This window comes from Streptomyces sp. T12 (genome assembly GCF_028736035.1).
GTDB lineage: Bacteria > Actinomycetota > Actinomycetes > Streptomycetales > Streptomycetaceae > Streptomyces.
Genome location: NZ_CP117866.1, coordinates 11,116,068 through 11,141,732, shown reverse-complemented (window position 1 = coordinate 11,141,732; position 25,665 = coordinate 11,116,068). Strand labels below are relative to the sequence as shown.

Genomic DNA, 25,665 nt, shown 5'->3' with positions numbered 1-25,665 from the left:
CTGCCGTACTACTCGATCAGTGAACGATGGAGGGGCCCGTGCCGCCGACCTCACGACCGCTCAGCAAGCTGGGTTTCCTCACCATCGGCCTGTTCGACGAGGCGGATCCACGCCGGGGCCACGAGTCCACGCTCGAGATCATCGAGCTGGGCGAACGGCTCGGCTTCGACAGCGCGTGGATCCGCCACCGTCATCTGCAGTACGGCATCTCCTCCCCCGTCGCGGTCCTGGCGGCGGCCTCGCAGCGCACCCGCCGTATCGAACTCGGCACTGCGGTCATCCCGCTCGGCTGGGAGAACCCGCTGCGGCTGGCGGAGGACCTGGCGACGGTCGACCTCCTGTCGGGCGGCCGCCTGAACCCGGGCGTCAGCGTGGGTCCGCCGATGCACTACGACCGCATCAAGGAGGCCCTCTATCCCGACACGGCGGACGTCGAGGACTTCGGCTACGAGCGGGTGCGGCGGCTGCTGGACTTCGTGCGGGGCAAGCCGGCCACGGACTTCAGCGGCATCGAGGGATTCGAAGTGTTCGCGGACCGTGTGCAGCCGCACTCCCCCGGCCTGGGCAGCCGTATGTGGTACGGCGGCGGCAGCCTGCGTTCGGCACAGTGGGCCGGCGAGCACGGGATGAACTTCCTGACCAGCAGCGTCGTCAAGGCGGAAGGGCCCGCGGGGGCGGAGGGAGCGGAGGAGTCGCCGGACTTCGCGGAGATCCAGCTCGCTCACATACGCGCGTTCCGCGCCCACCACCCCGACGGCGAGCACGCCCGCGTCTCGCAGGGTCTCGTCGTCATCCCCACCGACTCCGCGACGCCCGAGCAGCGCGCGAAATACGAGGAGTACGTCGCCAAGCGCACCCCTCGGACTCTGTCACCGCAAGGTCCGGCCCGGCTGATGTTCGCGCCGGACCTCGTCGGCACCTCGGAGGAGATCGCCGAACGCCTCCATGCCCACGCCGCGTTCCGCGAGGTGGACGAGGTGGCGTTCGCGCTGCCGTTCACCTTCGAGCACGAGGACTATGTGCAGATCCTCACCGATGTCGCCGCCCGGCTGGGTCCGGCGCTGGGATGGCGTGCGAAGGCCTGAGGGGCACCCCACTGCCTTCGGCGATGACGCGGTCGAGCAGATGCAGCGGGGCAGGCCGCACTCCGGCGGCCTCGGCCGCGTCCCAGTGGGCGAGGGCGCGGGGCAGGTCGACGAGGCCGTGGATCAAGGGGAGGTCGCTCGCGGCTCGGCCGGATTCCCTGAGGTGCGCGTGGAGCAGTGACTCCAGTCGGCACGAGGCCAGGGTGCCCGGAATCCCGTGCCGCATGGCGAAGCCCGCGCCCGCCACGGCCGGCAGGTCCTCGTTCAGCTGCGTCTGCGTGGAGCCGAGGGCCAGCAGCCCGCCTCCGACGACCAGGACGTCCTGGTCCCGGCTCATACGGTCCAGAGCGCTCGCGGTGTCGAAGCAGTGCGGGAAGGAGTCGTCGACCACGATCGTGCCGGGCCGTAGCCGGTCGACCTCCAGAAGGGCCGTCGGGCCGCTGACTGCGGTGACGATCACCTCGGCCTCGTAGACCACCGCGGGCAGCGTCCGCCCCGATTCGACAACCTGGACCGACATCGCAGGCTGCTCGGCCGACAGGTCCGCTGCCAGCCGTTCGAGTCGCGCGGCGCTGCCCGGCAGGTCGCACAGCAGCAGCCGGGCCGGCGGGCAGGGTGCCGTCGCCAGCAGCAGTCGTAGGGACGAGGTGCCGATCGAGCCGCATCCGACGACGGCGAGGGAGAGGGCGTCGAGGCGGCGGCCGGTCGCCGCGAGTGCGGAGTGGACGGTCTTGGCCACGGCGACGGTCGTCGAGGCGTGTCCGGTGGTGATCGCCGCGCTCGTCGTGGTCTCCCGCAGGACGTCGTAGCCGTAGCCGGTGAGGGACGGGATCATGCCCGCGAGCGAGACACAGCGGGCGCCGAGTGCGGCGGCCTGCTCCACGGCGCGGGCCGTGCGCGCGCCCAGATCGGCGGCCGGGGCCAGTTCATCGGCGAAGAGCGGGAGCGCGACGAAACCGGAGTTCCCCAACGGGGTCGTGGTCTCCTCCAGCAGCCTGGCGCGACCGTCCGGGAAGAGCAGCGCCCGGATCTCCTCGCGGCCGGGGCCGGGGCTGTCGTACGGCAGTCCGGCGAGGGCGGCGAGATGGTCGGGGGCGGGCAGGTATCCGACGAGCGCGGCATCGAGGTGGGGTCGCCGTCGGCGGCCGCTGCGGACGGGGGTGGGGTCGAGGGCGGGGTGGGAAGTGGCTTCGCTCAGCGCGTCCTGCAGTTGTCGTCGCATCTCCTCGGTGAACCCGGCGATCTGGCCGGCCGTGAGGGCCGCCGCCGAAGCCCGTGCGGTGATGCGCAACCCCTCACCGTTCGCCAGCGGCCGCACGGCCAGGAAGACGTCGGTGCCCAGCGGCGGAGGGGCGAGGGCGGTGTCGGACTCGTCCGCGTGCAGTGTCAGGCTGCCGCCATCCTCGGAGCCCAGGGAGGTGAAGTCGAGGAACGTGAAGAAGAACTGGGCGTGACGGGGCAGTCCCGCCGCCGTGCGCACCTCGCTGGGGCCTTCGGCGCGGGCCAAGTCGACCTCGGCGGCGACGCGCCTCAAGTCATTGCCAAATGGGGGTAGTTGGTCCCCACCGTGCGCCTCGGGCATGGCCGGGCGCAGCGCCACCGCTTGCGCGAACGGGCCGAACACCCGGTGTGCGTCCACGGCGGACTCCTCGCGCCCGGTGACGGCGAGCCCGAGCAGCAGGTCGCGCCGGCCGGTGAGTTCCGCGAGGGCGCGGTAGTACGCGGTGAGCAGCGGGGCGTACAGGGTGCGGTGTGCGGCTCGGGCGAGCCGGCGCAAGCCCTGTGTCGTGGCGGCGTCCAGGGTGAACCCCGTGGTGTGGAACGCCGGTTGCCCGTCGGCGTCGGCGGCGGTCGGCCGGCGCAGCACGGGGGGCGTGTAGGGCGCGCGGAGGCGTGCGCGGTATTCCGCGGCCTCGGATCCGTGCGGGTGCGGGCGTACGGCGGACTGGGCGACGTGGTCGCGGAAGGTGCTGTCGAGCGGCGGCAGGCCGTGCGGCCGGCCTCGGTCGAGGCGGTCGTACGCGGTGAGCAGTTCCCTGGCGAGGAGGGCGGCGCTGTAGCCGTCGCCGATGAGGTGGTGCGCGTGGACGAGGAGCACGTGCTCGCCGGGAGCGACGGTGAGCAGCCGCAGACGCAGCAACGGCCAGGCCCAGGGCTCGAGTCGGCGTCGTGCCTCCTCGGCGATCCGCTGCTCCAGCAGGTCGGGGTGCGCGAGGGTCTCCGTCTCCACGGGCAGGCGCAACGAGTCCGGCAGCTCTTGCTGCACGGGCGGGCGGGCACCTGCCGGGAAGACGGTGCGCAGCATCGGATGACGGGTCACCAGAACGTCCACGGCGCGCTGGAAGACGTCGGGGCGCAGCGGCCCGCTCAGCCGGAACCGGGCCAGCCAGCCGGAGCCCGCCCCCGGGTTGATGGTCTCGGCGAGCAGGAACCCCCGCTGGGAGGGGGTGAGGGGGTAGGGGCCCGTTGGTTGTGCGGTGGCGGCTTCCGGGGTCGGATCGGGTGAGGAGCCGGTGGCCGCGGCGGTTGCGGCGGTGTCGAGGGCCGACGCGAGTGCGCTCAGCGTGCGGTGGGTGTAGACGGTGGTCGGCCGTGGGACGGCCGGCAGCTCCTTGCGCAGGCGGGCGAAGAGTTCGAGCACCATGATGGAGTCGCCGCCGAGTTCGAAGAAGTCGTCCTCGCGGGTGACGTCCGGTACGTCCAGCAGCGTCGACCAGATGTGTGCCAGGGTGCGCTCGGTCGGGGTGGCGGGCGGGGTTCCGGGCCCGGTCTGCGGTGGCTCAGGGACACGGTCGCTCCCGCTGTGATCACCGACCTCGCCGGAGGCATCCGCGCTGGGCGTTCCCTTGAGGTCGCAGGCCAGCGAGTTGCGGTCGATCTTGCCCGTGCCGGTCAGGGGCATCGCCGGGACCGGGCGGATGTGTCCGGGCAGCATGTACGGCGGCAGAACCCGGGACAGGAAGGCCCGCACCTCGCGTGCGTCGGGCTCGTCCGAGCCGGGCCGGGGTTCGACGTACGCCACCAGACGTCCGTCGACGAGCAGCACGGCGGCACGGGCGACGTCCGGGTGGGTGAGCAGCGCGGCCTCGACCTCGCCGAGCTCCACGCGATGGCCGCGGACCTTGACCTGGCCGTCGAGGCGGCCGAGGAACTCCAGTACGCCGTCCGCGGTGCGGCGGACCCGGTCGCCGCTGCGGTACCAGCGGCGGCCGCCGCGTTCGACGAAGGCCTCCGCGGTGAGCAGCGGCTCGCCGAGGTAGCCGGGAGTCAGCCCGGTTCCGGCGATGAGCAGTTCGCCGGGCTCGTCGGCCGTGCAGGGACGTCCGTCCTCGGTGACGACGGCCAGTTCGGTTCCGGCGACCGGTCGGCCGATGGGCAGCTGACGTACGTCGTCGGCCGGTCGGGTGTCGATGATGTGGCAGGTGGCGTTGATGGTGGCCTCGGTGGGCCCGTACAGGTTGGAGACCCTGTGCTCCGGTCCCCCACAGGCGTCGAGCAGGTCGAACCAGCGGCGTACGTGTGCGGCGGGCAGCGCCTCGCCGCCGACGTGGACCCAGCGCAGCGCCGACAGGTCCGGGGGTGTTCCGTCCTGTCGCGCCCGGGTCTCGGCGGCGGTCAGCAGCCGCTCCCACAATGTCGGCACCGAACTCCACACCGTGATCCGGTCGTTGACGATCCGGTCCAGGAGCGCTTCGGGGTCGCGCAGGAGGTCCCTGGTGAGGGTGTGGATCGTGGCGCCCGCCAGCAGCGGTGCCAGCAACTGGCGTACGGAGGCGTCGAAACAGACGGACGCCGCCTGTACCAGGTGATCCCCGGGGCGGTAACCGAAGGTGGTCAGTGACCAGTCGAGGTAGTTGAGCATGGACCGGTGGGTGATCGGGACCGCCTTGGGGCGGCCCGTGGAACCCGAAGTGAAGATCACGTAGGCGATGGCGTCCGGGTCGGCGGGTGGTGGCTCGACCGGGGACGAGGCGGCCGGGGACGGGGTGGCCGGGGGCGTGTCATCGGCTGCGACCGGCGTGATGCCGTCCAGCGCCGCGACGGCTTCGCGCGTCGCCGCGTGGCAGACCACTACGCCGACCCCGGTGCGTTTCACCTGGTCCCGCAGCCGGGCCACGGGATGGGTCGCGTCCAGGGGCACCCAGCCGGCGCCCGCTCGAAGGATGCCCACCACGCCGAGGACGGTGTCCGCGCCCGCTTCGGTGAGCAGGCCGACCAGGTCGCCGGGGCGTACGCCGTTCGCTCGCAGCCGGGCCGCGAGAGCGCCGGAGGCGGCGTCGAGTTCGGCGTAGGTGAGCGTGGTACGGCCGGTGTCCACCGCGACGGTTCGCGGTGTCGCGTGGAACCGGGCACACAGGCGGTCGACGATCCCCGCGCGGCTCTCCTGCCCATCGGCATGGTCGGCATGGTCGGCATGGGCGGACTGCCCGGCCGCGGCATGCAGTTCCTCCACGTACTCCGCGGCGAGCCGCTCGACGGTCTCGGGGCGGAAGAGGTGGGCGGGGTGGTTCCAGGAGAAGCGGAGGGTCGCGTCCGATTCCCAGCACAGCAGCCCGAGCCGGGTCGCGGCGGAGGCGGTGGCCGCCGCGGTCGGGGTCACGGCGACCGGCCAGTCGCGGCCGTGGCTCACGGGGAAGCGGGCGAAGCTGAACCCGGCCGGGGCGACCGTACGCGGGGCGGGGCCGGTGGCGGGCAGCAGCGCGGCGATGTCGGGGCTGCCGAGGGTGGCGTGGGACTCCGCCTCCTGCCAGATCCGCTGGAGCCGCCCGGCGAGTACGGTCACGGGCTCGGCCGGGTCGACAGTGGCGAACACCGGCAGGGTGTCGGCGAGCGGCCCCACGAGGCGGTCGATGCCGGGCAGGGGCGCCTCACGGCGGGCACGCGCCACGTTCACGGCGACGTCCCGCTGTCCGCTCCAGCGGGCCAGGCAGCGGCCGTACACCGCGAGCAGCAGGTGGAAGAGGGTGACTTGGTGCCGGGCGGCCACTTCGCGCAGCGCCGCCGTCAGCGAGGCGTCGATGCCTGTCTGGTGGTGGGTGAGCGGCGGGGCGGGGGGCGCGTCCGGGTCGCCGTCGTACGGCAGTGCCGCAGCCGTGGCCGCCGTGGCGTGCTCGGCGATGCGCTCACGCCAGTACTGCTGGTCACGAATGAAGTCCGGTGCCTGGCGGTCCGCGGTGACGAGGGCGGCGTAGTCGCTGAACTCGGCCTCCGGGGGAGGGAGTTCGAGGGGACTGCGGTCCTCGGCGAGCGCGGTGTAGAGCGACCAGAGCTCCTCGCACAGGATCTTGAGGCTGAAGCCGTCCGCGGCGCTGTGGTGGACGACCAGCAGGAGGTGGGCGAGGTGTGCGTCCCGGCGGTCTCGGACCAGGATCGCGCGCACCGGATCCTCGGTGGTCAGGTCGAACGGGCGGTTGTACAGCCGCTGTTCGAGGGCCGGCAGCGGCAGCGCGGTGTCGTCCGGCCCGTGCGCCTCGTACCAGCGGGGAGCGCGGTCGGTGGGGCCGGCCGGCGCCGTGTACTGACGTGGCGGTGTGCCGTCCGTGGTGATGCGCAGACGCAGCATGGGGTGGCGGGCGGCGAGGTGGGCCAGCGCGCGGCCGAGGAGGTCGGGGTCGAGGGGGCCGCGGATGGTCTGGCGTATGTAGCCGTAGGCGGTGACGCCCTCGTACAGCGCCTCGGTGGTGAGAAAGGCGCGTTGGAGCGGGGTGAGGGGGCGCGGGGTGAGAAGGGGCGAAGTCTCCTCCTGGCCCCTGCCGCGGGTCACGGCGGCGGGGGCTTGGAGGTCGGTCGGCCTCTGTCCACTGAGGTAGGCGGTCAGTTCGCCGACCGTGCGGTACTCGAAGAGCAGCGTGGCGGGCAGCGGCAGCCCGAGTTCCGTCTCCAGGCGACGCGCCAGGTCGACGGCGGTCAGCGAGTCGAGCCCGAGGCCGAGGAACTGCTCGTCGTCGCCGATGTCCTCGGGGGCGCGGTGCAGTGACTCGGCCAGCAGCCGGCGTATCAGGCCGGTGATGCGATCCGGGTCGGTCACGGCACCGCCGTCGCCGCTGCCGCTGCCGCTGCCGCTGCCGCTGCCCGGCAGAGTGTGGGCCGTGCGGGGCGCGCTTGTGTGCGGGGTGTCCGGGCGGTCCGGAACGACGGCGATCCGTGTCGGTGCGGAGGTCGACGAGGACGTCACCAGCAGGTGTGCGGCATCGGTGGCCACGGCCGTCCGCAGCGCCGCGACCGCCGTCCGCGAGGTCATGGAGCCGAGCCCGCGGGCACGTAGCCGCTGATCTTGAGCAGGTGACCCGGCGGCCAGTCCCGTATCGGCGATGGGCCCGAACCCGATCGACTGCCAGGGTCGGCCCGCCGCGCGCTCGGCGGCGGCGAAGGCGTCCAGGAAGGCGTTGGCCGCCGCGTAGTCGCCGAGCGCTCCCGCCAGGCCGGGCAGCACCGAGGAGACGGAGGAGAAGGCGACGCATACGGCCGGTTCCTGGCCGTGCCGGCGCAGCGCCTCGGCGAGCAGTACCGTGCCGCGCACCTTCGCGGCGAGCACCTGCTCGATCTCCGCGTCGGTCTTGGAGCGGAGGGTGCCGGGCCGGACCGTACCGGCGGCGTGGAACACCCCGTCCAGCGGGGGCAGTTCGGCGAACAGGGCGTGGACGGCGGCTTCGTCGGACACGTCGGCCGCGTGGTACCTGGCACGGGCGCCGTGGGCGCGCAGATCGGTGAGCAGGGCATCGGGAGCGGTCTCGGAGCGTCCGGTCAGGATCAGTTCGCATGCGCCGCGTCCCGCCAGGTCCCGCGCGAGTGCGGAACCCAGCCCGCCGGCTCCCCCGGTGATCAGGTAGGTGCCGTCCGGCGGCAGGGCCGTGGGCGCCGTGGGGACGTCCGTCGCGTCGGCCGGTGCGCGGGATGGCGTACGGCTGAGTCTGCGGCCGGCACGCCATGCGACCGCGCCGTGCGAACGGTCGGCGCGGTCCGCATGGCTCGTATGGTCCGCGTAGTCCGTGTGATCCGCGCCCGGCGCGTGGGCCGAGTACAGCTCCCGTTCCAGGGCGTCGACCTGGGTGTCCAGCATGTCGAGGGAGGACAGGTCCACGCCGCGTGCGGCGAGACCTGGGTGCTCTTCGGGGAGGGCCAGGGCGAAACCGTGCAGCAGTGCCTGCGTCGGGCGTGCCCGTTCCGTCGAGATGCCGGTGACGTACGCGTCCTCGGTGACCACCAGCAGGCGGGTGCAGTCGGCGGCGAGCAGGCCGAGGACGCGGCGCAGTGCGGAAACGGAGTCGCTCGGGCGGGCGTCCATGGCCTGGCGGCTTCCGTCTCCAGCACCCTCCAGGCCTCCCAGCCACACCACGGTGTCCGCGGGGGCCGCGCCCGGCCCATGGGCGCCGCCCTCCCCCAGTACCGTCACCCCACGGCCGGAGAGCCGCTCTGCCAACGCCCGACCGAGGGATTGGTCGGCGCCGACCAGCCGCACCACGCGCGGCCCCGCCGCAGGCGTGAGCGGTGCGTGCCGCCAGTCGAGGCGCCGCACCGCGGGCGCGGCACCGGGCTTGCGCGGCCAATAGCGGGCGCGCCGGAACGGATACGTCGGTACGGGCACCCTCGGACGCTCGCCGCCCCGAGCCTGCTCGCCCAGCGCTGCCGCGCCCAGAGCCGCCCGGTCCAGTGCCGTACCCCGCATCCACAGTCGTCCCGCCGCCTCCAACAGCGCCCGCGCCCCGCATGTGTCCTCGTCACGGCCCACGGTCGAGGCGACCCCGGTCGTCAACACCCCCACATCCGAGGCGCCATGCGCACCGGCGACCGCGCGGACCGCCCCGCCCAGGGTGTTCCCCGGGCCGAGCTCGACGAAGGTGTCGTAGCCCTCCTCCAGCAGCCTGGCCACAGCCGCCCCGAACCGCACCGGCTCGACGGCATGCCCCTGCCAGTAGGCGGGTGTGAGGCCGGGCCGCCACTCGCCGGTGACCGTGCTCAGCATCGGTACGGCCGCCGGTTTGACCGTCAGCGCCTTCGCGGCCTCCCGCAGCGGATCGAGGACCGGCTCCAGCAGCAGCGAGTGGAAGGCATGGGAGACACGGAGCCTGCGCGTGGCCACGCCACGTCCCGTCAGCTCGGCGAGGGCTCGCTCGACGGCTTCCTCGGCGCCCGAAATCACCACCTGCTCGGGCCCGTTGACGGCGGCCACGCTCAGCGAGCCGCCCGATGCGCGGACGAGCCCGGTGACCGTGTCCTCGTCGCCCCTGACGGCGGCCATGGCTCCGGGGAGGGCGAGTTCGCCCACCAGGCGGCCGCGCTCCGCGGCGAACCCGACCGCCTCGGCGAGGCTCAGCGCACCGGCAGCACACGCGGCCGCGATCTCGCCCACGCTGTGTCCGGCGACCGCGTCCGCGGACAGACCCCACGCCTCCAGCTGCCGGGCCAGTCCCACACCGAACGCGACCAGCAGCGGCTGGGCCACCTCCGTCCTGGCCAACTCCTCGGGATCCGCGTGTGGATCGAGGCACCACTCGGCCAGCGAGCGCCCGAGGACGGGTCCCGTCAGCGAGGACGCCTCGTCCAGGACCTCCCGGAACACCGGGGCCGACCGGTACAGGGCGCGCCCTTGGCCGGGCCGCTGTGCTCCCTGGCCCGGCAGCAGGAACACCGTGCGCGGCCGGGAGGACCGGGCGACCGTGAAGTCCGCCGTGCGGGCGGCCTCGAGTCGGTCCGCGAGGTCACGGTCGGCGACCACGGCGAGGCGATGAGGACCGTCGTCGCGCGCGGTGTTGACCGTGGCGCAGATGTCGGCCTCGTGCAGATCCGGGTGTGCCCGCACATACGCGGCCAGGTCGGCGGCGGCTGCCCGCAGGGCGTCGGCGCTGCGGGCCGACAGCGTGAGCAGGTGCGGGCCACCCGCGAGGGGATGAGCCGGCGCCGTCCGTCCGGGGGCCTCCTCCAGGACGGCGTGCGCGTTGGTGCCGCCGAAGCCGAAGGCGTTGACGCCCGCGGTCAGGGGCCCGGGGGCCCGCCATTCCCGCTGCTCGGTGACGGGTTCGAAGCCGGGGGCGACGCGTTGCAGGTACGGCGCGGGCGGAGTGGCGTTCGGGGCGGGCGGGACCTGGCGGTGCTGGAGTGCCAGGACCGTCTTGACCAAGCCGGGCATGCCGGCGGCGTTGAGCAGGTGTCCGATGTTCGCCTTGGCCGAGCCGAGCAGGCGCGGGAGCCCGTCCGCGCGGGGCGGGAAGGCGTGCCCGAGTGACTGCGCCTCGACGGGGTCGCCGACCGGGGTGCCGGTTCCGTGCGCCTCGACGTACGACACCGCTTCGGGGTCGATGCCGCACTCGCCGTATGCCTGGGTGATGACCTCCCGCTGGGTGCGCGGGTTGGGGGCGAGCAGGCTGAGGGACCGGCCGTCGTTGTTGACGGCCGTGCCGCGGACCAGGGCGAGTACCGGGTCACCGGCGTGCAGCGCGTCGTCCAGGCGGGCGAGGACGAGGGCCGCTCCGCCCTCTCCGGGCACGATTCCGTCGGCGGCGGCAGCGAAGGGGCGGCTGCCGCCCGTGGGGGACAGCGCGCCTGCGCGTGCGAGGAGTCGGTGGCCGGTCGGGGTGAGGGCGAGCTGGACGCCGCCGACCACGGCGACATCGCACTCGCCGCTGAGGAGGCTGCGCCGCGCCAAGTGGAGCGCCACGAGCGCGGAGGAGCAGGCGGTGTCCACCGCGAGGGCGGGGCCGTCGAGGTCGAGTGCCTGGGAGAGGCGGGCGGCGATCAGGTTGGGCAGGTTGCCGGTGAGAGCGCCGGGGTGGGCGGCGAGGTCGCCGTCCGTGGCGGCGGCCAGGATCTCGCGGTATCCGCTGTCACCGACGGCGGCGAACACGCCGATCCGGCGGCCGGTCCGTCGCGGCCCCGCGTAACCGGAGCGCTCCAGGGCTTCGTGGGCCAGCTCCAGGAAGATCCGGGCCTGTGGGTCGGTCGCGCGGGCCTCGTCGTCGTCCAGGCCGAAGCAGGCGGCGTCGAAGTCGGCGGGTTCGGGGAGGAAGGATCCGAAGAGGCCGGGGTCGCCCGATGCGCTGTCCCTGCCGTGCCACCCCGCCAAGCCCTGCCACCGGTACTCGGGTACGGCTGTCACCGTGTCACGGCCGGATACGAGCAGCTCCCAGAAGGCCTCCGGCGTTTCGGCACCGGGGAACCTGCAGGCCATGCCGAGAACCGCCACGGGCCCCCGGGTCCCCGCGCTCTCGGCGGCCGGCCCCGGCACGCGCCCGGCGTCCGTGCTCGCCCCGGGGCCGCGAGCCGGATCCCCGGCGATTCCCCTGTCAGGGGCGGCGAGCAGGGCGAGCACATGCCCGGCCAGCGCGGCCACGGTGTCATGGTCGCGCAACGCACGCGGCTCCACCGTGACGGAGAAGCGGTCCTCGATCCCCGCGAGCACCGCCATCGCCTTCAGCGAGGAGCCCCCGAGGGCGAAGAACCGGACGTCCCGGTCGATGTCCGCCGGCGCGAGGTCCAGCGTCCGTGCCCAGATCCCCCGGACCACGTCCTCGACGTCACGCCGCGAACGCGGCACAGGCCCCTGCGGACCGCGCTCTTCCTGCCGGGCGGGCGAGCGCGCGCCCTCGGCCCGCGCGGCCGACAACCGCTCCTCGACCGCCGTATAGGCACCGGCCTCGAACCGCACACGCATCAGAGCGCGCCGCAGCTTGCCGCTCGTCGTCCGGGGAAACGCGCCGGGAGGCAGGGGCAACACCCGTACGTCGTCGTGGCCCAGCGCCTCACGGACCCGGGCCGTCGCCGCGTCGAGCACCGCAAGGGCCGTGGCCAGGGCGGGCCGCGCCCACTGCACGAACACCACCACCCGATCGCCCCCGGTGTCGGGATCGGTGGAGCCGATCGCCGCCACCGTTGCGCCGGGCAGTCCCGGGGTGGCGGCGACGGTCTCTTCGAGGTCGGGTGCGTGGAAGGTGCGGCCGCCGACGAAGACGACGTCCTTGTGCCGGCCGGTGACGCAGAGCCGGCCCTCGCTCAGGAAGCCGAGGTCGCCGGTGCGCAGCCAACCACCGCGGAACGCGGCCGCGCTCGCCTCAGGGGCGCGGTGGTAGCCGCGGGCGACGTGAGGACCGCCTACCTCGATGTGACCGACGCGCCGGTCGCCGAGCGGTGTGCCGGAATCGTCGGTGACACGGATCGCGCAGTCCGGGACGGGGCGGCCCAGGTCCATCAACTCGACGGCGTCCGGGCCGGGTTCCACGGGAACGGCCCGGCCACGGCTGAGCGCCTTCCGGTCCAGTCGCAGGGGCTCGGCGATCTCCCCGAGCGGCGGCACGGTCACGGCGAGTGTGGCCTCGGCCAGTCCGTACACGGGCAGCATCGCCCTGGCGTCCAACCCCGCCGCACCCGCCCGGGCGGTGAACTCCCGCCACACGCGCGGTGCGATCGGCTCGGCGCCCACGAGCATCAGTCGTACGGAGGTCAGGTCCAGGCCGGTCCAGGCGGTGTCCGGCACCCGCCGCGTCGCCAGCGACAGCGCGAAGTTCGCCGCCGACAGCAGGGTCGCCCGGTGCCGCGCCACCGCCTCCAGCCAGCGGGTGGGGCGCTTGGCGAAGGTCAGCGGTTCCAGTCGCACCTGCTTCAGGCGTGCCGCCATGGGGACGAGGTGGGTGCCTATCAGGCCCATGTCGTGGAAGTACGGCATCCAGGTCGCCACCACGTCGTCCGACGTGATCGCCATGGCGTCGCGGATCTGCCGGAGGTTGGCGAGCACGGCCTCGTGGGTGAGTTCGACGCCTTTCGGGGTGCCGGTGCTGCCGGAGGAGAACTGCAGGAAGGCGAGGTCCTGCGGGGCGCGGCGGGGCAGCGAGCGGGGCGGGCGGGCCTCGCGCAGCGCATCCAGCCGCAGGGCGCGCACGGGGCCCGGGATCTCGGCGAGCAGGGCTTCGGTGGCGGCGTCCACCACGACGGCAGGCCTGCCGAGGAACTCCCACACCGGTCCCACCCGGCGGGCCTCCGGGGCGAGCGGCACGGGCACGAGCCCCGCCGCCAGCGCTCCCCAGAACATCGGCTGGAAGTCCTCGCCGAGATCCGCGACGAGGGGAACGGGGGTGCCGGGATCAAGTCCTGCCGCGCGCAGGCCCCCGGCCACGCGCAGTGCCTCGTCGTGGAGCTCGGCGAAGGTGACGGTGCGTTCGCTGCCGTCTCCACGGACATGGACGACGACCTGGCCGGGGGTCTCCTCGGCGGCGCGCAGCAGTATGTCGAGGAGCGTGACGGCGGTCGGGCGCCCGGGAGTCGACATGCGTTTCCTTCCTCATCGCACGGGGTCAGCGCCCGCGGACGCGCCATGCCGTGCCGTGCCGTACCGTGCCGGAATCCGGTACCGGGCTGGAGCGTTGTCGATCATTCACCTGTACGACGACGAGTTTCGTCAAACCGTTCACGCGTGCGACCAAGGGCGTCGGCCAGGTCGGCCAGGTGTGCCGAGACCGGGCCCAGCGTGAGCAGGCCGCTGGCGGCGCCGGCCAGTTCGTGCGCCGCCGGGGTGAGGGCGGTGTGGGCGCGTGCCATGGCGTGCCGGTCGCCGAGGGTCAGCGCCGCTCGGGCGGTGAGGCACCACAGGGCCTCCTGGAGGAGGTCGCGGGGTGGGTCGGGCGTCGCACGGAGGGCGTCGGCGGCGTCGGGGCGGTGGCCCTGGTCGAGGAGGAGCAGGGGGTGCGCCCAAGGGGCGTAGGGGCCCCAGTCCGTGTGTGCGTCGAAGCGGAGGGGCAGGTCGTGGCGCACGCGCAGGCACAGCAGCGCGAGCGGCAGCAGGCCGTGGGAGAGGCCCGGCATGCCCGCGCCGTCCAGCAGGGTGGCCGCGCCCTGGTAGGCCGCCTCCACCTCCGCCGCCGGTGCCCGGCCGGTGACGTCGAGCCGCAGTGCGGCGTACCACCCGGTGAACACGCCCACCAGCGGCGCCTCGTGACGGACGGCCAGCGCGTCCGCGGCGGCCGCGTGGCCGTCGGCCGCGGTGAAGTCCCCCAGCGCGCTGCGGGCCTGCAGCCGGACGAGGTGGCCGAGGATCTCGAACGTGGCCAGGCCGTGCCGGGCGGAGCGTGCGACCAGTTCCGCACCGATCCCGTCCCGGCGCGGCGCCAGCCCGGTGCGTTCGAAGCACTGCATGAAGGCGGCGTTGAGGGCGAACGCCAGCAGCGCCGGATCGTCCAGCCGTCGGGCGATCTCCTCGGCCTGGCGGGCGGCTTGCGGGCCACGGGAGAGCGGGGTGCCACGCGACTCCACGGCGATGGTGGCCAGCAGACGGGCCTTGGCCGGCTGATGGCCTTCGGCCGGCAGGGCGGTGAGGGTGCGCTCGGCGGCCGCGACCACGCGTGCAGTCTGTTCCGGGTCGTCGAGGCGGGTCCAGATCGCGGGCACGTCGTAGGCGCCGATCACCCGGGCGGTCAGTTCGGGGTCGCCCAGTTCCTCGGCGGCCGCGATCGCCGCCACCCGGTGCTCGCGGGCGGCCGGCAGTCCGCTGCCTCCGGTGACGGCGAGGTTGCGCAGCAGGCCGGCCGTGGACACCAGGCGGGCCCGGGCGTCGGGGGCGACGGTGCGGTGGTAGGCGGCGGTGACCCGCTCCCAGACCCGGCCGGCGGGGTGGTCGAGCGTCTGGCCGAGGTGGTCGGCCTGGTGCAGGATGTCCGCCTCCAAGGAGCGCAGGCCGGGGCCCGGGTCGATGCCCAACTGCTCGGCCAGCAGCGCGCGGGCCCGGCGCAGCACGTCGAGCGCGTCGGCCTGCCGGCCCGTGCGGTACAGCGCCAGGGCCAGCAGGCGCCAGGCGTTCTCCCGCCGGGGGTGCTCGGCCGAGTGCGCCCGAAGATCCGCGGCCGCCCGGTCGGCGAGGCCGAGTGCCAGCAAGGCCTCGGCGCGCAGCTCCACGGCGTGCAGGCGCAGCTCGGCCAGGCGGCGGCTCTCGGCCCGGGCCCACGGCTGGTCGGCGAACTCCGTGTAGGCCGGACCGCGCCACCAGCCGAGCGCCTCCTCCAGCCGTACGGTCGTGTCCTCGGTCGGCAGCGTCGCGGCGGCGACCGTCCGCTCGAAGCGCCAGGCGTCCACCGTGTCCGTCGCCGCGCGCAGGGCGTAGCCCGGGCCGTCGGTGACGAGCAGCCGGGCCGGGCTGCGGGGCGGGCGGTCGGGTTCGAGGGCGCGGCGCAGCGCGGCGACGAAGGTGCGTACGGCGCCCACGGCGTCGGCGGGCGGGTCGTCCGGCCAGAGGTCCCCGACCAGGCGGGAGACCGGCACGACGCGGCCGCGGGCGACGATCAGCCGGGCCAGGACCGAGCGGTGTCTCGGACCTTTCAGGGCGATCGCGTTCCCTTCCCCGTCCCAGGCGGCCACGGGCCCGAGTACGCCGAAGGCAGGTCCCATGCCTTCCATCGCCGTCCACCACCCCATGTCGCCGCAACGCCGCTGCTCATTGCCTGCTCATCCGCCGCCGGGAGGATCGAGGAACCCGATCTTCCCGAGGGGAATCCTCCCCCATCGCATCGAAAGGAGCGCAGCCATGACACCAGGCATCGCCGGCTTCGATCACCACCGCGTCCCCGTCGCCGACGGGGTGTCCCTGCACACGGCCGTCGGCGGCTCCGGTACGCCCGTCGTCCTGCTGCACGGCTTCCCGCAGACCCACCTCATGTGGCGCCATGTGGCCGCCGACCTCGCCGCCGACCACACCGTGATCTGCCCCGACCTGCGCGGTTACGGCGCCAGCGACAAGCCCGCGGAGACCGACGGCACCGGCTACGCCAAGCGCACCATGGCCGCGGACATCGTGGCCCTGGCCCGCGGACTCGGGTACGAGCGCTTCGCGTTGGCCGGGCACGACCGTGGCGCCCTGGTGGCCTTCCGTGCCGCGCTCGACCACCCCGACACGGTCACCCACCTGGCGTGCCTCGACGTGCTGCCGACCCTGGACATGTGGGAGGTGATGCACGGCGTCACCGCCGCCGTCGGCTTCCACCTCTATCTGATGGCCCAGCCGCCCGGCCTGCCCGAGCGCATGATCAGCGCCGCCCCGGACGCCTTCTTCGGCCATTTCCTCGACCTCTGGACGACCGATCCGGGGGCCGTACCGGCCGAGGTCCGCGCCGCCTACCTGGCTGCCTGCCGAGCGGCCGTGCCCTCGATCGTCGCCGACTACCGGGCCTCCGCCGGCGTCGACATCGAGCACGACCGCGCCGACCGGGCTGCCGGAAACCGGCTGCGGATGCCGGTCAGTGTGCTCCAGCAGGACTGGGGGGCGGCCCTCGGCTTCGACGCCGCCGCGCTGTGGCGGGCCTGGGCGCCCGACCTGCGGCACACCACCGTCACCTGCGGCCACTTCATGGCCGAGGAGGCGCCCGCCGACATCGCCGAAGCACTACGGGACCTGCTCGCCCGCTGAGGGCGGTGAACTCACCGGCGGCGACTACCAGCGCCTCGGTTCGGTCCCGGTGATCGGCTCCGAAGGTTTGCCGTCCACCCCGACCGGCACGTCACCGGCGAGCATCACCCGGTGCATGGTGCGGGGGAAGTCGAGGTGGGCGTTGTCGCTCGGGGCGAGGTGGATGGTGGCCCGGTTGTCCCAGAAGGCCACGCTGCCGGGTTCCCAGCGGAAGCGGACCGTGTACTCGGGCCGTACCGCCTGCTCCAGCAGCATGTCGAGGATCGCCCGGCTCTCGGCCCGCGAGACGTCGGCGATCTGCTCGACGTAGTAGCCGTTGACGTACAGCACCCGTTCCCCCGTCTCCGGGTGGACGCGCACCAGCGGATGCAGCGAGGCCACCTGATGGTCCAGCAGATGGCGGACGTAGGCGTCGTCGCCGGGCCGCGGCTGGTAGCCGACACCGAGGCGGTGCTCGACGCGCAGACCGGCCACGAACTCCCTGACCGGGCCGGAGAGTCCGGCGTACGCGGCAGCGAGGTTCGACCAGGTCGTGTCGCCGCCGTACGGCGGTACGGTCTCGGCGCGCAGGATCGTCGCGGCGGGCGGGTCGATGCGGGCGCCGTGGTCGCAGTGCCAGCCGCGCAGCAGGGTGTGGCGGCGGCGTTGCAGCCACTCGTCGTGCTCCATGCCGAACTTCCCGCCCAGCTCCAGTCGGTCGGCGGTCGTCTCGACCTCGGGGAAGTCCGCCGGCGAGGCACTCCCCCGCTTGCGCAGGACGACCGGTTCGCCGAACCGGCGCGCGAACGCCACATGCCCGGCGTGGTCCAGCCGCTGCCCGCGGAAGAACACCACCTTCCAGCGCAGCACCGCCGCCCGGATCGCGGCGACCGCGGCGTCGTCGAGCTCTCCGGCCAGATCGACGCCCGTGATCTCCGCCCCGATGTGTCCGGCGACCGGTTTCACCTCGATCCCCGTGACCTGCTCCATCCCGTCCGCTGTGGCCCTGTCCGTCGTCATGCCCGCTCCGTCGGTCGTCCGTCCACACCGGCTCCGGTCCGAGCCGGCCCCCGAAGATCGTGACAGTGTTTCGCGGACCCGGCGACAGGGCCCTTCTCCCAGTCCTTCACCCAGCCCTTCGCCTACGCCGCTCGCGCGTCGACGGCCGCCAGGACCCGCTCCGCCACCTCGGCCGCCGAGCACCCTCCCGTGTCGATCCGCACCAGGCCGTGCCGGTCGACGGCTTGCGCCATCAGCTCCTGGTAGCGCTCGGTGCGGTCGAGGAACTTGTCCACCAAGTACCGCTCCTGGTCGGCCAGTTCGTCGTAGCGGGCCGACGCCCGCATCCGCTCGCGCAGGGCCGTGTCGTCCGCCGTGAGCCATACGGCCCGTGCGTGCGGCACGGTCAGCCGGGCCACGCGTGCGGGCCAGAGCGCGGAGCCCTCCAGGACCAGGCCCGGTCCGTGCCCGGTCGCGTGGTCCGTGATCAGTTCCTCGATGCGCGGCCACAGGCGCGCGTAGTGGTCGAGCACGGAGCGGATCAACGCGTCGACGTCGAGGGTGGCGTAGTGCTCGGCGACATGCGGCGGCGGCACCCACTCCGGCGTCCGCCAGGGCCGCCCCGGATGACGGGCCAGCAGGTCCGTCGAGCGGCAGTCGAACCCGAGCCGCTGCGCGACGGCCCGGGCCACGGTCGACTTGCCGGTGTGGGACGTTCCCCCGATGAGCACCACGCGCAGGTCCTGCATGCCGTCGACCCTACTCACCCACGGCGAACTCCCGTATCACCGTGTTCCGGAACACCGCCGTGCCGTCGATGGTGAACAGGGCGAGCCCGGTGTCGGCCGGGTCCGGGAAGACCTCGGTGGAGTGCACGTACCGGCCGTCGTCCACGAACATCTCGATGGACGTACGGTCGATCAGGATGCGCAGTCGCACCGTGCCCGCGGACGGGGCGAAGGGGCTCCGGCTCTCCTGCCACCGTCCGGAGGAGTCGGGGCTCACGGTGTACCCGCGGTTGACGAACGCGTAGGTGCCGTAGATCCCGGCGTCGATGTGACGTCCGCCGTCCGAGGAGCGCCGTAACTGGAGCCCGGCACCCGTCAGTCGGTCCCAGCTGATCTCGGTGGTCAGCTCGTAGGCGGTGCCGGTGTAATCGAGCAGCAGACTCCCGTTCACCTCCAGGTCGCCGAGGTCGACCGTGCGGGACACGTGGCCGTCGAGGCCGGCGACCGGCTGGGAGGCCAGGTAGTACGTGCCGTCCGTGGCCCGCTTCAGGGTGACCTCGCGGACGATCGAGTCGGTGCCGTTGAAGCCGTCGCACTCGATGGTGGGTGTGGTGTTGGCGTAGTCCCAGTGGTTCATCCAGCCGATCGCGTACCGTGCCGCCGGGTCGAGAGTGCCGCCGGCGTCCCGCTTCTCGAAGGTGACGGCGGCGTACCAGTCCCAGCCGTGGTCGAGCCACTGCGGGTCGCTCAGGTCGGGCGTGAAGGTGGTGCCGTCGAAGGATCCCGTCCAGTAGGCGTACGTGCTCGGCAGCCCGGATCCCTTCCCGTTGGCGCTCACGCCCAGCACCCACTTCCAGGTGCCGTCCGCCGCCCGGATGCGGAACAGGTCCGGGCACTCCAGGACGCCGATGCCGCCCTTGATGAAGCCTCCGACGTACGTCCACGACTTGAGGTCGGAGGAGTGGTAGAAGCCCACCTTGTCGTTCTCGGCGAGGGCCATCACCCAGCGCCCGCGCTCCTCGTCGCGGATGACCTTGGGGTCGCGGAAGTCCCGGACGCCGGGGTTGGGCAGGACCGGGGCGGTGCCGTGGTTGGTGAACGTACGGCCGCCGTCGGTCGAGTAGTACAGGTACTGCGCCTGGGTGACGTCGCCGGGCGCCATGGTGGCGAGGACGATCACCGCGCCCGCGCCGAAGCCCGCCGTGTTGTCGGTGTCGACCACCGCCGAGCCGGACCAGACGTCGCCGTTGGGTGTGGTGTCCTTCGGCACGGCGATCCCGCGGTCGGTGAAGGAGACCAGGTCGGTGCTGGTCGCCAGGCGCCAGGTCGTGCCGGCGGTCGTGCCGCCGGTCGAGTAGTCGGGGTTGTAGAGGTAGTAGTAGTGGTACTCACCGTCGATCCACACCGGCCGCTGCGGGTCGTTCATCCACTGGTCGGGGACCGTGAAGTGGTACTCGGCGCGGTAGCTGCCGGTGCAGGCGGCGGCCGTCGCGGACGCCGCCACGGCGGGTCTCGGACCGGCCGGCAGCACTGCGCCGGCCGCGCCCACGGCCGAGGCGATGAAGAGTGACCTCCTGGATATTTCGGGCATACCAAATGCGCCACGCATGGTGCGGCTCCTTCCCCGACGCCGTCGTCAGGACTGTGGCTCGTGGAGCAGGACTTTGCGACCTAACTCGTTAAAGGTCAAGTGCTTCACGACTATTGACAGGGACGTAACACCCTTCACATCATCTGGGGCATCACTACTCGACTAACACGAGTTAGGCCCGTTAGATGACCGACGCGCACCTCACTCGCCGCACGCTGCTGCGGTACGGCGCCTACGGCGCGGGAGCCGCCGCGCTGGCCGGTACCGCCGCGAGCTGGGACCGGCTCACCGGAGCCGACATACCCGGCCGGGACGACGGCTCGCTCGTCGTCGCCACGCTCGGCCCCGCCTACGGACCGGAGGCCATCCGCACGCTCACCGAGGGCTTCAAGCAGGTCCACCCCGACATCAAGCTCCGCATCAACGCCGTGCAGGCCGTCGACTGGTCGGACTTCTTCGCGAAGATCCTCACCCAGATCGCTGCGGGCACCGCTCCGGACCTCGTATATGTCGCCACCGAGGGCGTCCAGCTGTTCGCGCAGCGCCTCGGCGTCCCGCTGGACGACTGGGTGAAGCGGGACGCCGAGGAGCTGCGCGAGTACTTCGCCGACGTCCATCCGTCGCTGGTGGAGTCGATGATGTACGAGGGGAGCCTCTACCAGCTGCCGGTCGAGTTCAACGCGGCCGACATGTACCTCAACAACCAGGTGCTGAAGCGGGCGGGAGCGGACTTCCCGGCGGCCGACTGGACCCGCGACGACTTCACCGGCCTGCTGCGGGACATGAAGAAGTCCAGCGGCTCCCAGTTCACGCCGTACTTCTGGACCAACCGGCTGTGGGGCGGCGTGGTGCCCTGGCTCTTCGCCAACGACACCAACCTGCTCGCCGAGTCCAAGGCGCCCGGCGGGGCCTGGCTGTGGGACTCCTTCTATCCGGCCGCCCAGCGGCAGGGGCGCGGGGGCGGTTTCCGGTGGACGACGCCGCAGGCCACCGACGCGCGCGTGGAGGAGGCGTACGACTATCTCGCCTCCCTCGTCCAGGAGGGCCTGTGCAGCCGGCCCGAGGGCGGCAACGGCCAGAACCTCATCGGTGTGTTCTCCACCGGCCGGGTCGGTGTCACTCCCGCGGGCGGCTTCTGGGCGGGCGGTCTGCATCTGGCCGGGATGAAGGCGGACTCCTTCGACGTGCAGTACTTCCCGCGCTGGCGCACCCAGCGCATGCAGTACGGCGCCGCCGGCTACGCGCTGCTGCGCACCTCCAAGCGGCAGGAGGAGGCCTGGGAGTTCATCAAGTACGCCGCCCGCCGCGACACCCTGATGCGGCTGTTCGAGACCAACCAGACCACCCCGGCGCGCCGCTCGATGCTGACCGCCGAGCGCTACCGCGAGACCGGCCCGAACCACTGGCAGGTCTTCTACGACACCCTCGACAAGTTCCCCGACACCGGGCCGATCCCCGCGCCGCCGCAGGTCGCCGAGGTCGAGCAGGTGCTGCTCAAGCACACCGGTACCGCCCTGGCCTCGCGGCGCTCGGTGGCCCCCGCGTTGCGCCGGATGCAGAGCGACCTGGAGAAGGCCATGGAGCGTGACGTATGACGAACACCCAGATACCTGCCGTACGGCCCAAGCAGCCGGCCGCACAACCGGCCCCCGCGCCCGGGCCCTCCACCCGCGACCGTGGCACCCGGCTGCTGGCCACGCTGTTCCTGGCGCCCACGATCGTCGGCATCGTCGTCTTCACGGTCGTGCCGATCGTCGGCTCGGTGGTGCTGAGCCTCTTCCACTGGAACGTGATCGACGATCCGCGCTTCGCCGGGGCCGCCAACTACCGTGAGGTCTTCACCGATTCGACGGTGCTGGTGTCCTTCGGCAACACGCTGGTGTTCATGGTGTTCGCGGTCGCGCTGCAACTGCTGATCGCCCTGGTGCTGGCGCTGGCGGTGAACGGGCGGATGCCGGTGTGGCTGCGCTCGGTGTTCCGGTCGGCGTTCTTCTTCCCGCTGGTGCTGTCCGCCGCGTCGATCTCGGTGGTGATGAAGTACCTGTTCAACCAGGACTTCGGGGTCGTGAACTGGCTGCTCGGGCTGGTCGGGGTCGCGCCGGTGCCGTGGCTGACGTCCGAGAACGCGGCGATGGCGACGGTGATCCTGGTCTATGTGTGGCAGCAGTTCGGGTTCTCGTTCCTGCTGTTCGTCGGGGGTCTGAACAACATCCCCAAGGAGGTCCACGAGGCCGCCTCCCTCGACGGCGCGACCGGCCTGCGCAAGCACCTCAGCATTACGCTCCCCCTGCTGTCGCCCACGCTGCTGGTCGCCTCGGTGGTCGGCATCATCAACGCGCTGCAGGTCTTCGAGCAGCCGTACGTCCTCACCAACGGCGGCCCCGGTGACGCCACCCGGACCGTGGTGATGGTCATCTACGAGAGCGCCTTCGAGCAGCTGCGCTTCGGCGAGGCCTCGGCCGTGGGCGTGCTGCTGTTCGTGCTGATCATGGCGGTGACCGCCCTCCAGTTCCGGCTCAGCCGGCGTTTCGTCCACTACCAGTGAGCCGGGTGAGTCCCTTGAGCCAAGCAACCCTGTCCGTGAGCCGCACCCGGCACTCCCTCGCGCCATGGGCCCGGATCGCCGCGCTGGCCGTGTGCGCGCTGCTGACCCTGGGCCCGGTCATCTGGACCGTCTCCACCTCACTGCGCACCCCCGCCGAGGCCTTCGATCTGCCGCCGAGCATCATCCCGACGAACCCGTCGACGGAGGCGTACCGCGGGGTCTTCGACCAGATCGACGTCTGGCTGCTCGCCCTGAACTCGACGCTGGTGACCGCGCTGATCGCGGTGGGCCAGATGATCACGGCCGGGCTGGCGGGGTACGCCTTCGCGCGCCTCGAATTCCGGTTCAAGAAGCCGCTGTTCGGGCTGGTCCTGGCGACGATGATGGTGCCGTTGCAGGTCACCATCGTGCCGGTGTTCCTGGTGCTGAAGTCGATGGGCCTGACCGACACGCTGCTGGGCCTGATCATCCCGGCCTTCCCGACCGCCTTCGGGACCTTCCTGATGCGCCAGTACTTCCTGGGCATGCCGAAGGACCTGGGCGAGGCGGCGATGCTGGACGGCTGCGGGCCCTGGCGGATCTTCCGGTCGGTGTACGCGCCGCTGGCCGCGCCCGGTCTGGCGATCGTGGGGGTGCTGGCCTTCAACTACCACTGGAACGAGTTCTTCCGCCCACTGATCCTCGAGACCTCCGGCCAGAACTACACACTGCCGCTCGGCCTCGTCTCCCTCCAGGGCAACCTGGGCACCGGCTCCATCTCGGTGGTGCTCGCCGGTGTCGTTCTCTCCATGATCCCCGCCGTCGCCGTGTTCGTCGTCGGTCAGCGCCCTCTTCGTGAGGGCATCACGTCCGCAGGAGTCAACCGTTGAGCCTCACCGCTCAGTCCACGGACCCCGGCGCCCCGCGCTTCAGGGTCCGTCCCCCCGCCAACTGGATCAACGACCCGAACGGCCCCTTCCGTTGGCGGGACCGGTACCACCTCTTCTACCAGCACAACCCCGACGCCCCGGTGCACACGAACGTCCACTGGGGGCATGTCTCCAGCCACGACCTCGTGCACTGGGAGCACCATCCGATCGCGCTCGCCCCGACGCCCGGCGGCCCGGACGAGGCGGGCTGCTGGTCGGGCTGCGTGGTCGACGACGACGGGGTGCCGACGGCCGTGTACACGGGCGTCGACCGGCATCACGCCGGTCTCGGCTCGATCTGCCTGGCGCGGGCGCTGGTGCCGGAGGACGAGACGCTGACCGACTTCAGGCCCCTGCCCACGCCCGTCGTGACCGGCCCGCCCGCCGGCCTGGACGTGGTGATGTTCCGCGACCCGTTCGTCTTCAGGAGCGGTGGCCGCCGGTGGGCACTGGTCGGCGCGGGGCATGCCGACGGGACCGCGTCGGTGCTGCTGTACGACTGTGACGACCTGGCCGACTGGCGGTTCGCCGGGGTGTTTCTCGACGGCAACGACCCGGTCGCGATGGACGCGTTCGGCGACAAGGCGGTCGGCTGGGAGTGCCCGCAGCTGTACGCGACGGCGGGCGGGGAGTGGGTGCTGGTGGTGTCGCTGTGGGACGGCGACCCGTGCTCCACCGGCTATCTGACGGGCCGTCTCCAGCCGTACGGCGATGGCGAGTTGCGCTTCGAGGCCCGCACCGGCGGGCGGCTCGACCACGGGCGTGACTTCTACGCACCGGCCGTGCTCCAGGAGCCGGGCCGGGCGTTGATGTGGGGCTGGTCGTGGGAGGCCCGCGAGCAGGGCGAGGTCGACCGCGCGGGCTGGGCCGGGGTGCTGACCGCGCCGCGGGTCGTGGACGTCCATCCCGACGGCGCCCTGCGTGTCGTACCGGCACCGGAGCTCGAACTCCTGCGTGCGGCCGAACCGTTCGTCACGGCAGCAGGACGCCGTACTCCGCTCCCGGAGGCGTACGACCTGACCGTCACCGCATCCGGCCGCACCACGGTGAGTCTGCTGCGGTCCGCCTCGGGCGCGGAGCTGACGGTCGTGCTGGACCCGGCCGAGGGCACGGTGACGCTCGACCGCGGGGACTGGCCGCGCACACGGCCCGACGGATCGGCGCCGATCGTGGTGCGGGCGCCGGCCGGCGAGGTGCGGATCCTCGTCGACGGCTCGCTGTTCGAGCTGTTCGTCGGCGACCGGGCCACGGTCACCGAACGGATCTACCGGCGACCCGACGACGTGCCCGAGCTCCTCGTCACCGGCTCCGGGGCCACGGTCACCGGCTGGGAGCCGGCCCCACCGACACACGACTGATCACCGGGCAGGCCAGACGCCGCACCGTCGCGGGCGGCGTCCGCCCCGTACCGATGGCATCGAGCAACAGCCGGGCGGCGACCTCACCCATCGCCCGGTGGGGCAGCGCGACCGTGGTGAGGGGCGGGGTGAGGAACTCGGCCATGTGCTCCTGGTCGTCGTAGCCGACCACCGACAGGTCGGCGGGGACGGTGATGCCGAGCCGGGTCGCGGCGTGCAGGACGCCCGCCGCGACCCGGTCGTTGTAGCAGAACAGGCCGGTGGGGCGCCGGTCGGCGGGGACGCCGTCGAGGACGCGCATCGCGCCCTCGTACCCTCCGCTGATCTCGCCCCCGGTGCGCACCACCCACTCCTTGGGGACCGTGATCCCTTCGGCGCGCAGTGCGTCGCGGAACCCGCGCAGGCGGTCGACGGAGGCGATGTCCTCCTGGCCGCCCACCATGGCGACCCTGTGGTGCCCCTCGTCCAGCAGCAACCGGGCCGCCGTACGGCCTCCCGCGCGCTCGGCGGGGATGACGGCGGGCAGGGAGTCGTCCTCCGGCAGGCAGTTGGCGAGGACGGAGTGGGTGCGGTGCAGGCCCTCGGGGACGCGGACGCGGCGCAGCGACATGGCCGCGTAGATGATGCCGTCCACGCGTCGGTCGAGGAGTTCGGCGACGGCCGCGTCCTCCTTGGCCGGGTCGCCGCCGGAGTCGATGGTCAGGACGAGGTGCTCGCTGGCCCAGGCGGTCTCCATGGCACCGCGCAGCAGCCGGCCGGCGAACGGCGAGGAGGCGATCTCGTCGGTGACGAGGCCGATCACGGCCGTACGGCGGCGGCGCAGGCCGCGCGCGACGGGGTCGGGGCGGTAGCCGAGCTCGACGGCGGCCCGGCGGATGCGCTCCTGGGTGGCGGGCGAGAGGTTGCCCTCGGCGCGGCCGTTGAAGACGAAGGAGACAGCCGTGTGCGACACCCCGGCGAGCCGGGCGACGTCCCGTGACGTGGGACGCCCCGATCCCGTCGGGTGCTTGTCCTCGGTGCCGCCCATGCCGTCCGCCGCCCTCATGCCCCACCCGTCCGGTTGATCAATCCTCACCCTATCCGTGACGCTGGA

At 72.9% G+C, this 25,665-nt stretch carries 12 protein-coding genes; 6 read left to right on the top strand and 6 right to left on the bottom strand.

Features of this window, described 5'->3' with window-relative positions; genetic code table 11:
* The first annotated feature begins 38 nt into the window (after positions 1 to 38).
* A complete protein-coding gene (locus tag PBV52_RS49865) occupies positions 39 to 1,085 on the top strand; it encodes an LLM class flavin-dependent oxidoreductase (protein ID WP_274248897.1) in 1,047 nt (348 codons plus the stop codon).
* Here PBV52_RS49865 and PBV52_RS49860 read toward each other — a convergent pair.
* Complete coding sequence (locus PBV52_RS49860) at positions 1,030 to 13,341, bottom strand: non-ribosomal peptide synthetase/type I polyketide synthase (RefSeq protein ID WP_274248895.1); 12,312 nt, start codon at positions 13,339 to 13,341, stop codon at positions 1,030 to 1,032. The two genes, PBV52_RS49865 and PBV52_RS49860, sit on opposite strands and share 56 nt — an antisense overlap.
* Positions 13,342 to 13,442: 101 nt before the next feature.
* Positions 13,443 to 15,449 (bottom strand): BTAD domain-containing putative transcriptional regulator, encoded by a 2,007-nt coding sequence (locus tag PBV52_RS49855; RefSeq protein ID WP_274248893.1) that lies wholly within the window; start codon positions 15,447 to 15,449, stop codon positions 13,443 to 13,445.
* A 136-nt stretch (positions 15,450 to 15,585) separates the two neighbouring features.
* Between PBV52_RS49855 and PBV52_RS49850 the strand changes: the two genes are divergently transcribed.
* The gene (locus PBV52_RS49850) at positions 15,586 to 16,464 is read left to right on the top strand and encodes an alpha/beta fold hydrolase (RefSeq protein WP_274248891.1); all 879 of its coding nucleotides are present in this window, start codon (positions 15,586 to 15,588) and stop codon (positions 16,462 to 16,464) included.
* Between the two features lie 24 nt (positions 16,465 to 16,488).
* Here the strand turns inward: PBV52_RS49850 and PBV52_RS49845 are convergent, their stop codons facing one another.
* The 3 genes from PBV52_RS49845 to PBV52_RS49835 all read right to left on the bottom strand — a co-directional run bounded on the left by PBV52_RS49845 (position 16,489) and on the right by PBV52_RS49835 (position 19,779).
* Entirely contained in the window at positions 16,489 to 17,463 is a 975-nt protein-coding gene (locus PBV52_RS49845) for a TauD/TfdA family dioxygenase (protein ID WP_274248890.1), read from the bottom strand.
* 122 nt (positions 17,464 to 17,585) lie between these two features.
* Positions 17,586 to 18,191 (bottom strand): AAA family ATPase, encoded by a 606-nt coding sequence (locus PBV52_RS49840; RefSeq protein WP_274248888.1) that lies wholly within the window; start codon positions 18,189 to 18,191, stop codon positions 17,586 to 17,588.
* A 10-nt stretch (positions 18,192 to 18,201) separates the two neighbouring features.
* Positions 18,202 to 19,779, bottom strand: a complete 1,578-nt coding sequence (locus PBV52_RS49835) for a glycoside hydrolase family 32 protein (RefSeq protein ID WP_373921992.1) — start codon at positions 19,777 to 19,779, stop codon at positions 18,202 to 18,204.
* Positions 19,780 to 19,946: 167 nt separating this feature from the next.
* Here PBV52_RS49835 and PBV52_RS49830 point away from each other — a divergent pair, with 167 nt between their 5' ends.
* Genes PBV52_RS49830 through PBV52_RS49815 form a run of 4 tightly spaced genes read left to right on the top strand, consistent with a single transcriptional unit; the run spans position 19,947 to position 24,572 of the window.
* Entirely contained in the window at positions 19,947 to 21,356 is a 1,410-nt protein-coding gene (locus PBV52_RS49830; RefSeq protein ID WP_274248886.1) for an extracellular solute-binding protein, read from the top strand.
* Positions 21,353 to 22,306 carry a carbohydrate ABC transporter permease gene (locus tag PBV52_RS49825; RefSeq protein WP_274248884.1) on the top strand — a complete coding sequence of 318 codons (954 nt, stop codon included), beginning with the start codon at positions 21,353 to 21,355 and terminating at the stop codon, positions 22,304 to 22,306. The genes PBV52_RS49830 and PBV52_RS49825 overlap by 4 nt, the downstream gene beginning before the upstream one ends.
* 14 nt (positions 22,307 to 22,320) lie before the next feature.
* Positions 22,321 to 23,175: a carbohydrate ABC transporter permease gene (locus PBV52_RS49820; protein ID WP_274248882.1), complete on the top strand. Its 855-nt coding sequence runs from the start codon at positions 22,321 to 22,323 to the stop codon at positions 23,173 to 23,175.
* Entirely contained in the window at positions 23,172 to 24,572 is a 1,401-nt protein-coding gene (locus PBV52_RS49815; protein ID WP_274248881.1) for a glycoside hydrolase family 32 protein, read from the top strand. Before PBV52_RS49820 ends, PBV52_RS49815 begins: the two co-directional genes overlap by 4 nt.
* Here PBV52_RS49815 and PBV52_RS49810 read toward each other — a convergent pair.
* A complete protein-coding gene (locus PBV52_RS49810) occupies positions 24,535 to 25,599 on the bottom strand; it encodes a LacI family DNA-binding transcriptional regulator (RefSeq protein ID WP_274249998.1) in 1,065 nt (354 codons plus the stop codon). The two genes, PBV52_RS49815 and PBV52_RS49810, sit on opposite strands and share 38 nt — an antisense overlap.
* Positions 25,600 to 25,665 lie beyond the last annotated feature (66 nt).